Origin of the sequence: Pseudoalteromonas sp. 13-15 (genome assembly GCF_001468205.2) — a bacterium.
GTDB lineage: Bacteria > Pseudomonadota > Gammaproteobacteria > Enterobacterales > Alteromonadaceae > Pseudoalteromonas > Pseudoalteromonas marina.
This window is the reverse complement of sequence record NZ_CP019162.1, coordinates 2437440-2452620: the sequence shown is the minus strand read 5'-3', so window position 1 is coordinate 2452620 and position 15181 is coordinate 2437440. Positions and strand designations below refer to the sequence as shown.

The following is a 15181-nucleotide window of genomic DNA, read 5'->3' as shown; positions in this document are numbered from 1 at the left end:
AAAGCCTGTTAGATTAAATAACCCACTATTTTCAAAAGGATTAGTAATGCGTTTATTAGCCGTAATTTGTTTTGTTAGCTTTTTTGCTTTTAGTTCACAAAATGCCTTTGCACAATCTGGCACTAAACAGCAAAGTGTAGATTACTCTCAGTTCATGCACTCTATTAAATCGGCTGTTTTAAACGAAGAGCGTACTGTTGTAGTCCAGCTACCAAAGAACTACCAAGCTGAGCCAAACAAAGTTTATCCGGTCATTTATCGCCTTGATGGCGCGGGTAACATACCGCTTATAAGTGCTGTGATGGAGCGCTTGCAAAATGATAATCGTGCGCCCGAGGTTATTATTGTCGCTATTGAAAACACCAATCGCTTAAGGGATTTATACCCCACAGTTAATAAAGAGCCACAAGGCCCGGTAGGTGAAGGCGGTGGTGCAGCAAAGTTTTTAGCATTTATTGAGCAAGAACTTATGCCCTTAATTAATAAAAGTTATCGTACGCACAATTATAATGTGATTGCAGGGGCCTCTGCGGCAGGCGTGTTTGCACTTTATACAATGCAAGCTAACCCTGATCTTTTCCAAGCGCATATTGCATATAGCCCAGCGGTTTGGTGGAACTATGGTGCATCGCTAAAAGCAGCTAAGGCGTTTATTAATACATCAAAAGACCTAAATAACTATGTTTACATTAATATAGGCGAAGAAGCAGGCATAATGCGTGAGCGATACAATGAACTTCAGCAAGCTTTGCAATCTAATAGCTTGCCAAATTTACGCTTCTTTAGTGATGCGTTTGATGGTATCTCGCATAACCTTACTTCGGTTGCTGGTTCATTTAATGCCTATCACAACTTATTTTTGCCTAAACAAATGCCCATAAGTGCTTTAACTGACGATGTAACCTCTATTGATACTTATTATCAAAGCTTATCTCAACAATGGGGCGAGCAGATTGCGCCATCGGATCGCGCTGTTAGATCACTCGGTTATAACTTAACGGGCAGCAAGCAGTTTACCCGTGCTATTGAGGTGTTTAAGTACAATTTAAAAAACCACCCAAAATCAGTCGATGCGCTTTCAGCTTTATCTTATGGCTATGAAATGCAGGGTGATACTCGCCAAGCGCTTAAACAGATGGACTCTGCTTTAGCGATAGCAGACGACTCATATCCTTATATACATTACTTAAAAGAAACAAAAGCTAGATTACAAACGCAGCTAAGTAAAACGCAATAATGTAAAAGGATAAAGCGCAGGGAGAGCCTGCGCTTACAGTTACCCTTACAACACGTAGCTGTTACCTATGAGAACATTTAAATCACTAATTCCTACTTAATAAGCGCTAAATACGCTAAAATTACAGGCTACTTTTTTAGCAATAAGCCCACAACTTTTATGACCTCAGCCGCAAGCCCTAGCACCTTTAACGATCTTGGCCTTATTCCAGAGCTACAAGCTCGTTTAACCGATTTGGAATATAACCAACCTACGCCAATTCAAGCTAAAGCGATTCCAAGTGTACTTGCTGGTAGCGATTTAATTGCGGGGGCAAATACTGGCTCAGGTAAAACAGCAACGTTTGCATTACCAATGCTGCAAACCCTATTTTTAGAGCAAAGCGCTAAAAAAGCAGCGAACAAAGGTAACTTTGTCACTGGGCTTATTTTGGTACCTACCCGTGAGCTTGCAACGCAGGTGGCTGATAGCGTTAAATCGTATTCTGCTAACTTTAATGGCGCCATTAAAACGGTGGCGGTATTTGGTGGTGTATCGGTTAATACACAAATGCAGGCTCTACGTGGCGGCGCCGATATTATCGTGGCAACACCTGGCCGTTTACTCGATTTAATCTCAAGCAATGCGATTAAGCTCGATAAAGTAACGACCTTAGTGCTTGATGAAGCCGACCGCATGCTAAGCCTTGGCTTTACCGAAGAACTTGCTGAGTTATTAGCGTTAATGCCTGCTAAAAAACAAACAATGTTGTTTTCAGCAACCTTCCCAGAGCAAGTCACTCTATTAACGCAAGAGCTGTTAACTAACCCTGTTGAAATACAAGTTCAAAGCAAAGACGAAAGCACCTTAGTACAGCGCGTATTTACGGTTAATAAAGGCGAAAAAACTACGGTTTTAGCGCATTTAATTAAAGAGCATAAATGGCGCCAAGCGCTTATTTTTGTAAACGCTAAAAAAGACTGTGAGCACTTAGTGGGTAAGCTTGAAAAGCGTGGTATTAACGCACAGGTATTTCATGGTGATAAAGGCCAAAGTGAGCGTACTCGCGTAATAGAAAAATTTAAAGCCGGTGAAATAGAAGTACTTATTGCCACCGATATAGCAGCCCGTGGTTTAGATATTGCCAAACTGCCTGTTGTTATTAACTTTAACTTACCGCGCAGCCCCGCCGATTACATGCACCGTATTGGCCGAAGCGGCCGTGCCGGTGAAGTTGGCTTAGCGTTATCGTTAATTGATTATGAAGACTTTCATCACTTTAAAATAATCGAAAAGAAAAATAAACTTCGCTTAGAGCGTAAAGAAGTAACGGGTTTTGCAGTTAACCAAGCAAACCTTGATGCAGCTGATGCGCTTAAAAACGACAAGCCAATGGCAAAGCCTGCAGGCACAGGTAAGAAAAAGAAGAAAAACAAAGTTAACCCAGAAGATGATGCATGGAGTGGTTGGCGAAATCGTTCTAAGTAAGGTTTTATAGTCACTTTATATTAGGCAGTTACCTTTATGAGGCGCTGCCTTCTTTACTGTTTGGGCAAATATAAGTGTAGCTGTAGTTTATAAAGGGAAATTAAGTGAATTTACCAACCAAATGGCTATTGCTGCTTTGTGTATTAACTTGTTTTAAATTAAGTGCAAATACGCCATATGAAATTCCTAGAAGTAGCGTTATTCAGCTAACTGAACCTTCTAGTAAGCGTGTTTACCCTGTTTTTATTCAGCTCCCTAAGTCATATAAAAATAAGCCAGATAAAACATATCCAGTTATTTATTTAACCGATGCGCCGTATACCTTCCCTATAGTGGCAGGGGCTACACGGTTTCCTATGAATAGCGGCAAAATGCAGCAAGCAATTATTGTCGCCATTGGTTATGAAAAAGGGTCTATTGGATCAGCTAGTCGAATAAGAGACTACACTCCTACCTTTGCAAAGGATTGGAAAAAACAAACAGGTAATGCGCAAGGCCATATTCAGTTTATTAAAAATACCGTGTTCCCTTATATTGAGCAAAACTACCGAGCAAGTCACACACACAAAACCTACATAGGTAACTCGCTAGGCGGTTTATTTGGTGCTACTGTTTTATTTACGATGCCCGACTTATTTAGCCATTATATTATTGGTAGCCCGTCTGTTTGGTTTGATAGCAACGCAATCTTAGCGCTACAAGCAAATAAACCTAAAGTGCCTACAAAGGTTTATATATCGGTGGGAGCAAAGGAAATCCCAGCTTTTGGTGAAGGGCAAAATATGGTTGAGGGTACCAAGCTATTGGTACAAAAAATTAATGCACTTAACAGTGACAACATACAATTAAAAAGTGTTGTTATTGAAGGGGCGAGCCATGCAACCGCATTTCCTACTACTGCAATACAAGGGCTTGATTGGGTGTTGGGAATAACACCAATCGACTCAAATATTTAATCATTCTAGCGTGCTAAATAGAGCGCTAACAGCGTTATGAATTTCTCATGTAGAACAACTACATGTCGATATTTATGCCTTGTTATCACGCTATTTATCTGTCGCTATAAATGCCTAATAACTTAACACGATTGGTGCAGCCAATAAGCCCTAAAGGGCACTAAAAGCTTAAGCGCTTTCAAGTTCCTGTTTCCAGTTTACCAGCACTTCAATAAACTCTGGGCCTATACCACAGCAACCCCCAATAACAGTTGCACCCAGAGCGTGCCACTTCTTTGCAAAGCCAAGGTATTCTGAAGGTGAAATATCACGATACGCTTGCGAGCCTTGATTGGCTTGATAGTCATGGGCAATAGGCGTAAAGCCGTTTGCAAAGGCGCCCAAAGCCACGGTTTTATTATGCTTCGACAATACCTTATTAGTATCTATTAAGGCTTGTTCTATTACTTCAGGGATCGAGCAATTAAATAAAATACCTGCAACATTGTGATCAAGCAGTTCAGTTACGGCGTCAGTTACAAATTCGCCTGAGCGCAGGGTTGCTAGTTCGCTAACTTCATCATTTAAGGTAAATGCGTAATAGCATGGTTTGTTTGAATTTTTAAGTACGCTTGCCATTACTTGTGCTTCTTCAATGCTAGAAATAGTTTCGCCAATCCATAGATCTACATACTCGTTTTGTGCTTCGTAAAGTGTATTTAAAATAGTAAAACCACGCTTACGTTCAAATAGCTCCGGGCGGTAAGAGCCAAATACCGGAGGAAGCGAACCTGCTACCAGTATATTTTTATTTGCACTTTGAGCCGCTTTTTTTGCAATGATTGCAGCTTGGTTAGCAAGCTCGGCACCCTGTGCATCATAAAGCGCTTCGCCTAAATGAAACGGTACACAGGCGTAACTATTTACAGTAATTATTTCAGCGCCAGCATCTATAAACCCAGAGTGTGCTTGAGTAACAAAGTGTGGCGCTTCTATAAGTGCCTGCGCACTCCAAAGAGGTTGCGTAAACGGAGCGCCAATGCGCTTAAGTTCGCGGCCCATGCCACCATCTAAAATAATTACTTTTTTCATAATAAGCTTCCGCTGTTCTATACAATATGACGTCATTCAAGCATGTTTTGCTTAAAAATATAGTGAAACTTCATCAGGTTTAACATGAAAATAGCTCAATACTTTTTAATAGGCACAAAAAAAGCGACTGCCTAAAGGAGTCGCTTACTTTTAAATAAGGATTAGCTTATTTGTAAAACGCTTCTACCTTGCCTTTTACTTTCATAAGCAATGGCTGACCGCGGCGATCTAACGCTTTAGGTGCTGCTACTTTAATCCAACCTTCGCTAATGCTGTATTCTTCAACGTCAAAACGTTCTTTGCCATTTAGTGTAATACCAATTTCATGTTCAAACACTTCTTCTACATAAAATTTGCTGCGTGGATTAATAGAAAGTTGATCTGGTAATTCAGGTTTGTTTGTATCAGTCATAATAGGGATCTACATAGAATATATTGTGCGCTATTGTAGGCAATACAGGAGTTATGCTCAAGCAAGACTGAAATAAATGTTTGAAGGGGTTTTACTAATACTTATAAGAGGTAATTAAGGGGGTAATAAATGCGTTAAAAAACGCATTTATTTAAAACATGTTAAATGCTAACAATGTTTTCAGCTTGTGGGCCTTTTTGACCTTGAGTAACAGTAAACTGTACACGTTGGCCTTCAGCAAGGGTTTTAAAACCGTCGCCAGAGATTGCGCTAAAATGTGCAAACACATCAGGGCCAGACTCTTGCTCGATAAAACCAAAACCTTTTGCTTCGTTAAACCATTTTACTGAACCAGTAGTTGTAGTAGACATAATATGTATCCTAAAAAATTAATATAAGTGTGCCTGAAAAGAGGCGATTGAGCCGGAAAAAATAGTTAACTTGAGGATAACGCGCAGGATTATTACTAAAACAACGGGGTACTAACAAATAAAACAAAACTTCTTTCAAACTAGTATTCAAAATGGGTTATTGCTAACCCATTTAATTGTTTAGCAATTAGATGCTAACAATGTTCTCAGCCTGTGGGCCTTTTTGACCTTGAGTAACAGTAAACTGTACACGTTGGCCTTCAGCAAGGGTTTTAAAACCGTCGCCAGAGATTGCGCTGAAATGTGCAAACACATCAGGGCCAGACTCTTGCTCGATAAAACCAAAACCTTTTGCTTCATTAAAAAATTTAACTGTACCAGTTGTTGTATTAGACATAATAGATCCTAAAAATAAATAAAAGTGTGCCCTAAATAGGCAATTTAACAGGAAGAAAACGTGCATTTAACTGAGGATAACGCGAAGGATTATTACTAATATCAACGAGGTACTTACAAATAAACTGGGTTTTCATCAACCCGATGCCGAGCAGGATAACAGCATGTTTGATAATACACCAAGCTTTATTGTTATTTTATTTTTTAGCCTTAGAAAGAATTAAATTAAAAAGCCGTGTTTAACATGGTGTATATTGATCTTGAAATTTACGGCTTAAACCTTTTTTATTCAGTTAGTTAAAGAATATAAAGCCCAATATTAATAACGCTATCCACACAGTTTCAGCCACAATTAAAATAATGGGTTTTATGCCCACTTCGGTAAGCTTTCCCAAGTTAGTTTTCATGCCAATGGCGGCAATAGCTGTAATTAAAAAGAACTTTGACAGTTCATTAGCGCTTTCGAGTAATACGCTTGGCAGCGAAAAACAGCTGTTAATTACCATTAAAATAACAAAACCAATTAAAAAGCCAGGTACCTTAGGTAAGTCGCCTTTATTGCTTTGATTGGAGCGATTAATTATAACCATCATTATAAGTACAACAGGCAGTAACATAGCTACACGTACAAGTTTAGTGAGTGTGGCAATGTCGCCGGTTTCTGGCGATACAGAATAGCCCGCGCCCACAACTTGGGCTACATCATGTATGGTACCACCTAAAAATACCCCTGCGTTATGGGCATCAAATTCTAGGTAATTAACAATGATTGGATAGAGAATCATTGCAATGGTCGACATAGCTGTTACGCCAATAACAGTAAGTAACGTATCGCGCTCTTTGTGTTCGCTGTTGGGCATAATCGACGAAATAGCCAATGCTGCCGATGCACCGCAAATAGCCACAGACCCGCCAGTTAAAGCTCCAAAGCGTTTTTGTAAGCCAAATACGCGCGCAAGTATTACCCCTAAAATAATGGTGGTGAATATAGCACCAGCAAGCATGAGCGCAGTTTGCCAGCCCAGTGTAATTAAGTCGCCTAAAGCAATACGTGTACCCAAAAGTACAATGCCGACTCGCAAAATAGTGGTGCCGGTAAAGTCGATCCCTTTTGCGCAAGGGCTGTCACTTTGATACAAAAACGATACCGCCATACCGAGCAATAAAGCAAATAACATAGCGGGTGCGCCGTAATGTTCACTTAAAAATAAGGCTGCAAGCCCAGTCATTACTGCAATGCTTGCACCTTGCCAAAGTGGCGATACATACGCTTTTAATGCATTACTTACTCGCCGCATTAGGCGTTAGCTGCGGTTAATGCAACAAGTACTTGCCGCTTTCGCTCGCCAGTAAATGGACGACGCCCGTGCATAGCCATTTCGTTATCAACCAGTGCTACATCGCCATCTTGCCAGGCTAAATCAAAGGTAAACTCTTTTGAAAGCTCAACAATTTTATCAAGTCCCGCTTTAGGAATAGCACTGCCATCGCCAAAAGTAATGGCAATCGATGGGTTTTCTCGTACGCCCTTCCAACCCATGTAAGCGGCAATAAGTTGGTTGTAAAAAACTTGTACGCCGTTTTCAAGGGTAACTACCGCAGGTAAAACCGGGGTAATTGCTTTTAAAGAGCCATCGTCTAGCCACTCCCACTCATAACCTAGCTCGGTAAGTTTACTGTGCGCTTCTTCTTTATTTTGTACGCTGAGCGTGCTTTTCCAACTGCGGCCTTGGCCCGATGTTGCATCGTCGGCTGCAGGCATGTAAGTGGTGTACTTTAAGCCTTTTTGTTCAAAGTCATCGGCTAATTGGCTATCAAATTGCTTTAAAGCGCTAAATAATTTATCTGAGCGGCAAAGCGGTGTTGCGCCGCCTTCCTCTGCTGCCGATTTACAAAAAAAGAATAATTTACTTGGCGAAATAGGCGTTTGAGCCATTTCGTGGTGTAAGTAAATTTCTACATCTTTTGGCGCTTCGTTAGCGGTAAATACACGCTCGGTAAAGTTAATACGTACCGCGTTAGATAGCGACTCTTGGTAAGTAAAATTATCGTAATCAAACCCTGCTGAAAACGTATCAAAGGTTTCAGCACTATTAATCGGAAAACCACGAAACAGTACAGCACCAGCGCTGCGCAGTTTGGTTTCTAGTTCGGATTTATTTGCTCGAATGAAAGCCACCGCCTCTTCAACGGTGCTGGCGTTATTATTATTAACCACAATGCACGGAAAAACCGAGTCATCGAAGGTTAATTGAGTAGGCACTGCGGCGTAGTTAAGTTCGGTAGCTGACATTGTATTTTCCTAATCGTAAATAGGGTGAAAACGGTTAAACGCTGCTTCACAAAAGTGACCAGGGTCGTTAAAGCGGCGGTTAATATTAAGTGCAGAAATATCGGCCATTTCTTGCTCATTGAGTTCAAAATCAAACAGCGATAGATTTTCTGTCATGCGTTCAAGTTTTGATGTTTTAGGGATGATGGCTGTTCCGCGTTGCACGCCCCAGCGCAGCACAACTTGTGCTGGTGTCTTACCATGGCTTTGCGCCGCAGCTTTCACTACGCTTTGCTCAAGCACAGACTCTGTTTGATCGGCCATTTCAAGCTCTAGGTACGAAAGCGCGCCCAGTGGAGAAAATGCAGTAACCGGAATGTCGTATTGTTTTGCCAACCTTATAAGGCGCTCTTGCGTTAAATAAGGGTGCGATTCAATTTGCAGCATAGCGGGTTTAACGGTGGCGTAGGTCATTAAATCGTGGAGTAATGCGCTTGAGTAATTACACACACCAATGCGTTTTGCTTTGTTGTTATATACTTGCTCTTCCATTGCTTGCCACGTTAAATGTAGTGGTACTTTTGCCAACTCCATGTGTGGGTTTTGAGCATCTGGGTCTACAAACCACTCTGGCGGGTAGCGTGTCTCTATTGGTACAAAGGTTTGCGCAATCGGAAAGTGAATTAAGTATAGGTCGAGGTAGTCGAGCTTTAAATCGCTGAGTGTTTTATCAATCGCAAGCTCTACATGCTCGGGCGCATGAAAGGTATTCCAAAGTTTTGACGTTATCCATAGCTCTTCTCGGGTGCACAGGCCGTCATTAATTGCTTGGGCTATGCCATCGCCAACCTGTTCTTCATTACCGTAGTCTGCGGCACAATCAAGATGGCGGTAACCCGCTTTAATGGCTTGATACACCGTTTGCGCGCAATCTTCTTGTGCTACTTTCCATAAACCGAACCCGACTGGCGGGATGTTATTTAATGAACTCATTGGGAATTCCTGTTAAAATTGCATAATGACTTTGGTCTTGTATAAGACATAAGTTATTATACGAATCTAACAGTGTCAACACTGTGCGCACCGCTAGGTGTTAAAACAGCGAATTAAAAAAGCTGCAGATAGCAAAAAGGCAGCGATTGCTGCCTTTAAAAAAATTTTATTTGTGAGTTGTTTTACATCTGTTAATCAAGCTCAATTTGGTAATGGTAATGATCGCTTCGGCACTTGCTTTGGCGGTATTCAATACGTTTACCTTCAATTGATTCGGTAATGCGTGACACTAATAACAGTGGATCGCCAGTTTTAATTGCGAGCATTTTTGCATCAGTTTCGTCGGCTAATACCGCTTTTATGCTGTCTTGGGTTTTGTGCACGGTTTGATTAAATTTGGTTTGGTAGTAGTGGTACAATGTATGCGGAATATCACTACTTTGATGTATATCAGGAAAGTAGCTTTGTGGAAGGTATATAGTTTCGCTCATACAAAATTCGTTATCAAGAATACGCCTACGCACAAGCTTAGTTACTTTATCTTTTTTATTAAGTTGTAAGGCATCGATAACATCGTGTGGTGCGGGGCATAGCTCAACCGATAACAGCTCTGCCTTGGGTAAGTCTGCACCTTTACCATCGGCCTGAAGCGGGAAAAATCTAAACAGTGCGTCTTGCGCGGTATGCTCAGATACAAACGTACCTACACCTTGTCGGCGAGTGACTATTTTATCGTCGGTTAGTAAGTTAAGGGCTTTACGAACAGTGCCTTGGCTTACATTAAATTCTTCAGCAAGGCGAAACTCGCTAGGTAATGCTTCGCCAGGTACCCAGCGTCTTTCAACAATGAGCTGTTTAATATAATCAGCCACTTGTAAGTAAAGTGGTTGAAAAGCCAAGCTTGGGCCACTTAATTTGTGATCAAACATAGAGTTACTCATTGTTATTTACCGTTAAATTCAATCCACCTGTAGTTATAACATAGGTGGTACTTTTTGCGCATCTTTGCGTGTTATAAGTTAATTGTGAGCTATTGTATTACAGCTTGTTTTTACATTATGCCTAAAAACAAATCGTTACACTACAATAGCGCACGCCAAGGAAATTTAAAGTGTTCAGTATTTCATTCGAACTTATATTAGTTATGGCGCTTTGCTTAAGTGCAGCCACACTATTGCAAACACTCAGTGGGTTTGGTTTTGGGCTTTTAGTGGTAGCCAGTTTTACGCTATTAGATGTATTGCCATTAACGGCAACCACGTTTTTAGTCAGTTTGCTAGGGCTTGTTAACTCAACCACTGTGGTGGTTAAAAACCGCAATGCAGTAAAAATCCCCGAACTAAAACTCATGCTGTATACGGGCATTCCGCTAATGTTGCTAGGGTTTGTTCTACTTGAATATATGTCGGCGCATTTAACTCAGTTTTTAAATTTTATATTGGGGATTAGCATTTTATTGTGCTGCGCTTTAATGCTAGTAAAACGAAAGCGAACCGACAGGCAAAGTCGTCCTCGCTCCTTTTTAATTGCAGGTGGGGTAAGTGGTTTACTGGGCGGGTTGTTTTCAACGTCGGGACCGCCGCTGGTATTTCAGTGCTATAAACAAGCTTGGTCTATTGAAGCAATTCGTAGTACGTTACTTGCAGTGTTTACCATTGGTGGCATAGTGCGGGTGGGTATTGCTTTATTTGGCACCTTGCCCGATCTCGATATTATGTTTTTAATTGCGGCTGCAATTCCTTTAGTATTACTTGTGACTCATTTTTCAAGACGCTTAACCCCATACGTAGATGCAAAATGGATACGCATTATTGCCATCACGCTACTGGGTGTAAGTGGTGTATCGCTGGTGGTTATCTCGGCGCCTACTCTAGTTTAAAGCGAGTGCTGTTAATTAATTAAAGTTAAGTTTATTTACATTGACATAGGGATCACAATTATTTAACTTGTGTCTTATACAAGACTATAGTTGGTAAGGAACTCCCATGAATGCATTTGAATTACGTGAGCCAGACTGGAACGCAATAGAACCAGCGCGCTTAATTGCAGAGCCTAAATTGCAAGGCCATGTGCTAGTTTTACCGACTCAATTTGGTGAGGTCAGCGTTACCATAAGCGAGTTTGGTTTACGTTTAAATGCAGGCATAACGCAAGACCACGCGTTTAATATACTCAGCGCCACTCCTACTAATTTACCGTTATTACTTAATACATTGGGCCAAGGCTTTGAAGCAACAGCCGGTGAGTACCGTTTAGAATTTTACAGCGACCCATTTCATTTTAAGCTTTATAAAAACGACAAATTAGTACAGCAATCAGCAACCGATGGCCACTTTGTACGCCAGCATCGTTTACCGCCACTGGCTAAAACTGATCACGGCTGGATTTTAAGCCTGGAGCTTACTTACGACGAAGCCGTATATGGCCTTGGTGAAAAGTGGGGCAAGCTTGATAAACGCGGCCAACTTATTCGTTCATACAATCACGATGCACTGGGCGTAAATGCTGAAAAATCATATAAAAATACCCCATACGCTTGGAGCCCAGAGGGCTGGAACTTATTTGTACACACGCCAGCGCCTGTTACCCATGGCGTAGGTTACGCACTTTGGTCGCAACGTGCTTATGTGTGTTTAGTTGAAGATGACGCACTTGATGTATTTTTATACCAAGAGCAAACGCCTGCACAAAGTATTAATCGCTACTGCGAGCTAACTGGTTTTGCACCGGTACCACCGCAGTGGAGCTTTGGCGTTATTTTATCAAAAGCGTACTACAAAAATGCTGATGAGCTACTAAGTGTTGCCCGCGAAGTACGTGCTAAAAATATGCCGTGTGATGTAATTACCCTTGATGGCCGAGCATGGCAAGACACCGACACCCGCTTTGCTTTTGAATGGGACCCAACACGTTACGCCGACCCAAAACCTGTGCTTGATGAACTAAAAGCCATGGATTTTAAAATTTGTGTGTGGGAATACCCGATGATCTCGGTAAACAACCCATTATTTGCTAAAGCGGCCGAGAACGGCTGGCTAATAAAAGATAAACGCACAGGTAAAGCGTATCAATACGAGTGGGATTTAAGCCCCTTTGGCGAAGTGCTTACGCCATTGCCAGAGTCGGGTATTTTAGATTTTACTCACCCCGATGCATACGAATACTGGCTCGAATCGCACAAGCCATTGTTTGAGCTTGGTGTTGATATGATAAAAGCAGACTTTGGCGAACAGCTAGAAGACGAAAACATGGTATCGCATAGTGGCGACAGCGGCATTAGACTGCATAATGTTTATAGCATGCTGTACAACCGCTGCGTTTATGAAGCTGCCGAAAAGTACTGTAAAACAGGCCCCTTTTTGTTTAGCCGCTCAGCGTGGACGGGTAGCCAACGATTCCCTGCACAATGGGGCGGCGATCCACAAGCCGATTGGCAAGGCTTAGCAGCAAGTATTCGCGGCAGCTTAGCGTGGGGCATGTCGGGCGGGCCATTTTTTGCAACCGATATTGGTGGTTTTTATAAAGATACTCGCGATGCAGAGCTTTATGTACGCTGGGCGCAAGCGTCGGTATTTAGTGCGCACATGCGTTTACATGGCATTGGCCCACGCGAACCGTGGTCTTACACCGAGCAAGCAAGTGACGCGGTATTTGCAGCGCTTAAATTGCGTTATCAGTTAATTCCATATTTACAAACATGTGCAGAGCAAGCACAGCAAACAGGGCTGCCTATTCAGCGCGCTATGGCACTGGCATTTCCTGATGATTTATTAGCACATAGTTTTGATCAGCAATTTATGTGCGGCGAAAAACTCCTTGTTGTGCCATGCGTTGTACCAAACGGTAAAGTGAAGTTTTACTTACCGCAAGGGGAATGGTTGAGCTTTCCTGATAGGCAGGCATACCAAGGCGGAAAGTATTACGAAGACACGCTTGAGCTTACACAAATGGCCGTGTTCGTTCGTAAAGGCGATACGCTATTGCTAGGTCCTGCTGTGCAACACACAGAGCAAGACATGAGCCAGTTAACTGCGTGGCCAAATTAAAAACTCGTTTTAAAACACACACAACACACATAATAATAAAGATATTAGCTTACTTTTTAACGAGTTAAGTAAGCTTAAAGGAACACAGTATGGAAGGTATGAACATTACCATGACACTGCTATCGTGCTTGGCGTTTATGGCGCTGGTGGGATATATCTCGTACCAAAAAACCAAAGGGGAAGTTAACACCCAAGACGGTTACTTTTTAGCGGGCCGTGGTTTAACAGGTACATTTATAGCAGGGTCGATGATCCTCACTAATTTATCGGCCGAGCAACTTATTGGCCTTAATGGCTCAGCGTATGGTTACAACCTTAGCTCAATGGCATGGGAAGTAACCGCAGGTATTTCTACCATTATTATGGCGCTGATCTTTTTACCGCGCTATTTAGCTGGGGCATTTTCTACCTTACCCGAGTTTTTACGAGATCGTTTTGACGATACCGTACGCCGCATGACCGTGATCTTATTCATGGTCGGATACTGCTTTATTACTATTCCTTCGGTTTTGTACTCAGGATCAATCGCCGTGCTTAGGCTATTTGATGTACCCGCCTTGTTAGACATGAGTTATCAAGCAAGCCTTATTGTTACCATTATTATTGTCGGCTCTGTAGGGGCAATATATGCGGTATTTGGTGGTTTAAAGGCGGTTGCTGTATCCGATACTATTAACGGTGTTGGGTTACTTATTATTGGTATTTTAGTGCCAACGCTTGGGCTTATTGCGCTTGGCGATGGCAGCTTTGCTGATGGTTTAAGTACTTTAGTAAATACCGATACCGAAAAGCTTAATGCTATTGGTAGCGAGGATGATCCCGTGCCATTTGGCACTATTTTTACCGGTATGATCCTCGCTAATTTATTTTATTGGGGTACAAATCAGTACGTGATCCAGCGCACATTAGGTGCTAAAAACTTAGTTGAAGGGCAAAAAGGGGTGTTGTTTTCAGGGTACTTTAAAGTACTAGTCCCCTTTATGATGATGATCCCTGGGGTTATTGCGTACCATCTTTATAAGCACGAAAGCCTACAAACTATTGATTTAGCCTACCCACACTTAGTGAAAGATGTACTTCCTCAGTACTTATCAGGGTTCTTTTTAGCAGTATTGTTAGGTGCGGTATTTAGCTCGTTTAATTCACTACTAAATAGCGCCGCAACGCTGTTTTGTTTAGATGTTTATAAACCCATGAAAAAAGACAAAGTAAGCGACGAAAAGCTCATTAAAGTGGCCAAAATAACCAGTATTGTTATTGCTGTTTTGTCGTTTATAACCGCGCCATTACTCATGTTTGCACCCGAAGGCTTATGGCACATTATTCGTGTATTTACCGGTTTTTATAACATTCCGGTCATCACAATTGTGTTAGTGGGTTTATTTACTCGTAAAGTGCCTGCATTGGGCGCTAAAGTGGCGATTATTTTTCATGTTATTGCCTACACGCTACTTAAATTTGTGTGGGATGTTGATATTAACTTTATCCATATTTACGCCATTTTATTCTTTATTGAATTGGCAATAATGCTAGGAATTGGTTACTACAAGCCACTTGCAAAACCGTGGCAATTTACCCGCAAAGCCGAAGTAAACTTAAGCCCTTGGAAATACGCACTGCCGTGCGCCATTGTATTGGTTAGCTTAATAGTGAGCTTATATATTGTGTTTTCTCCTTTAGGCCTAGTTGGCGGTACCAGTGTTTATTTTGTGCCTAGCCTAATTACTGTTTGGACATTAGCTGCATTGTTTAGCTGGTGGAGCGTGCGTCGTTGGCATGTGCGATACGAAAACAGCCTCGCCCATATAGGTGTCACAAAGGCCGCATAAACACAGGTTATAACCACTATACGTGATTTTAAATCACATTTTATTCACATAATGTTTGCATTACGAAGTTTGATTGTTTAAATTTGTAGCTCTTATATAAGATATAAGAGCTAGTAAGGAAAATACTTAAC

General features: G+C 41.6%; 14 protein-coding genes. 6 read left to right on the top strand and 8 right to left on the bottom strand.

The annotated features are described in order from the left end of the window. Positions 1-46 precede the first annotated feature (46 nt). The 3 genes from ATS72_RS11330 (at position 47) to ATS72_RS11320 (ending at position 3660) form a co-directional block, all read left to right on the top strand. Entirely contained in the window at positions 47-1237 is a 1191-nt protein-coding gene (locus tag ATS72_RS11330; RefSeq protein WP_058430027.1) for an alpha/beta hydrolase-fold protein, read from the top strand. Positions 1238-1396: 159 nt separating this feature from the next. Further along, the gene (locus tag ATS72_RS11325; RefSeq protein ID WP_058430028.1) at positions 1397-2704 is read left to right on the top strand and encodes a DEAD/DEAH box helicase; all 1308 of its coding nucleotides are present in this window, start codon (positions 1397-1399) and stop codon (positions 2702-2704) included. 104 nt (positions 2705-2808) lie between these two features. After that, complete coding sequence (locus tag ATS72_RS11320; RefSeq protein ID WP_058430029.1) at positions 2809-3660, top strand: alpha/beta hydrolase; 852 nt, start codon at positions 2809-2811, stop codon at positions 3658-3660. A 168-nt stretch (positions 3661-3828) separates the two neighbouring features. Here ATS72_RS11320 and ATS72_RS11315 read toward each other — a convergent pair whose 3' ends face one another. The 8 genes from ATS72_RS11315 to ATS72_RS11280 all read right to left on the bottom strand — a co-directional run bounded on the left by ATS72_RS11315 (position 3829) and on the right by ATS72_RS11280 (position 10116). Continuing rightward, positions 3829-4731 carry a homocysteine S-methyltransferase family protein gene (locus ATS72_RS11315; protein WP_058430030.1) on the bottom strand — a complete coding sequence of 301 codons (903 nt, stop codon included), beginning with the start codon at positions 4729-4731 and terminating at the stop codon, positions 3829-3831. A 166-nt stretch (positions 4732-4897) separates the two neighbouring features. Further along, on the bottom strand, positions 4898-5143 hold the full coding sequence (locus tag ATS72_RS11310) for a DUF3297 family protein (protein WP_006792550.1): 246 nt from the start codon (positions 5141-5143) through the stop codon (positions 4898-4900). A 161-nt stretch (positions 5144-5304) separates the two neighbouring features. Then, positions 5305-5514, bottom strand: coding sequence for a cold-shock protein (locus tag ATS72_RS11305; protein WP_006792549.1), 210 nt, complete (start codon positions 5512-5514; stop codon positions 5305-5307). A 187-nt stretch (positions 5515-5701) separates the two neighbouring features. Beyond that, on the bottom strand, positions 5702-5911 hold the full coding sequence (locus tag ATS72_RS11300; protein ID WP_006792548.1) for a cold-shock protein: 210 nt from the start codon (positions 5909-5911) through the stop codon (positions 5702-5704). Between the two features lie 292 nt (positions 5912-6203). After that, positions 6204-7208: a YeiH family protein gene (locus tag ATS72_RS11295; protein WP_058430031.1), complete on the bottom strand. Its 1005-nt coding sequence runs from the start codon at positions 7206-7208 to the stop codon at positions 6204-6206. Next, positions 7208-8203 carry a TauD/TfdA family dioxygenase gene (locus ATS72_RS11290; RefSeq protein ID WP_058430032.1) on the bottom strand — a complete coding sequence of 332 codons (996 nt, stop codon included), beginning with the start codon at positions 8201-8203 and terminating at the stop codon, positions 7208-7210. The genes ATS72_RS11295 and ATS72_RS11290 overlap by 1 nt, the downstream gene beginning before the upstream one ends. A gap of 9 nt (positions 8204-8212) precedes the next feature. Continuing rightward, entirely contained in the window at positions 8213-9175 is a 963-nt protein-coding gene (locus tag ATS72_RS11285; protein WP_058430033.1) for an aldo/keto reductase, read from the bottom strand. A 191-nt stretch (positions 9176-9366) separates the two neighbouring features. Further along, entirely contained in the window at positions 9367-10116 is a 750-nt protein-coding gene (locus tag ATS72_RS11280) for a GntR family transcriptional regulator (RefSeq protein WP_010557877.1), read from the bottom strand. Between the two features lie 170 nt (positions 10117-10286). Between ATS72_RS11280 and ATS72_RS11275 the strand changes: the two genes are divergently transcribed. The 3 genes from ATS72_RS11275 to ATS72_RS11265 all read left to right on the top strand — a co-directional run bounded on the left by ATS72_RS11275 (position 10287) and on the right by ATS72_RS11265 (position 15050). After that, the gene (locus ATS72_RS11275) at positions 10287-11054 is read left to right on the top strand and encodes a sulfite exporter TauE/SafE family protein (RefSeq protein ID WP_235591566.1); all 768 of its coding nucleotides are present in this window, start codon (positions 10287-10289) and stop codon (positions 11052-11054) included. 106 nt (positions 11055-11160) lie between these two features. Next, the gene (locus ATS72_RS11270) at positions 11161-13221 is read left to right on the top strand and encodes a glycoside hydrolase family 31 protein (protein WP_058430034.1); all 2061 of its coding nucleotides are present in this window, start codon (positions 11161-11163) and stop codon (positions 13219-13221) included. A gap of 89 nt (positions 13222-13310) precedes the next feature. Beyond that, positions 13311-15050: a solute:sodium symporter family transporter gene (locus tag ATS72_RS11265; RefSeq protein ID WP_039038161.1), complete on the top strand. Its 1740-nt coding sequence runs from the start codon at positions 13311-13313 to the stop codon at positions 15048-15050. Positions 15051-15181: the final 131 nt, after the last annotated feature.

Bases quoted from the DNA above. Each gene is read 5' to 3' on its own strand.
- ATS72_RS11330 (WP_058430027.1), top strand. From the start codon at position 47: ATGCGTTTATTAGCCGTAATTTGTTTTGTTAGCTTTTTTGCTTTTAGT.
- ATS72_RS11325 (WP_058430028.1), top strand. From the start codon at position 1,397: ATGACCTCAGCCGCAAGCCCTAGCACCTTTAACGATCTTGGCCTTATT.
- ATS72_RS11315 (WP_058430030.1), bottom strand. From the start codon at position 4,731: ATGAAAAAAGTAATTATTTTAGATGGTGGCATGGGCCGCGAACTTAAG.
- ATS72_RS11310 (WP_006792550.1), bottom strand. From the start codon at position 5,143: ATGACTGATACAAACAAACCTGAATTACCAGATCAACTTTCTATTAAT.
- ATS72_RS11305 (WP_006792549.1), bottom strand. From the start codon at position 5,514: ATGTCTACTACAACTACTGGTTCAGTAAAATGGTTTAACGAAGCAAAA.
- ATS72_RS11300 (WP_006792548.1), bottom strand. From the start codon at position 5,911: ATGTCTAATACAACAACTGGTACAGTTAAATTTTTTAATGAAGCAAAA.
- ATS72_RS11295 (WP_058430031.1), bottom strand. From the start codon at position 7,208: ATGCGGCGAGTAAGTAATGCATTAAAAGCGTATGTATCGCCACTTTGG.
- ATS72_RS11290 (WP_058430032.1), bottom strand. From the start codon at position 8,203: ATGTCAGCTACCGAACTTAACTACGCCGCAGTGCCTACTCAATTAACC.
- ATS72_RS11285 (WP_058430033.1), bottom strand. From the start codon at position 9,175: ATGAGTTCATTAAATAACATCCCGCCAGTCGGGTTCGGTTTATGGAAA.
- ATS72_RS11280 (WP_010557877.1), bottom strand. From the start codon at position 10,116: ATGAGTAACTCTATGTTTGATCACAAATTAAGTGGCCCAAGCTTGGCT.
- ATS72_RS11270 (WP_058430034.1), top strand. From the start codon at position 11,161: ATGAATGCATTTGAATTACGTGAGCCAGACTGGAACGCAATAGAACCA.
- ATS72_RS11265 (WP_039038161.1), top strand. From the start codon at position 13,311: ATGGAAGGTATGAACATTACCATGACACTGCTATCGTGCTTGGCGTTT.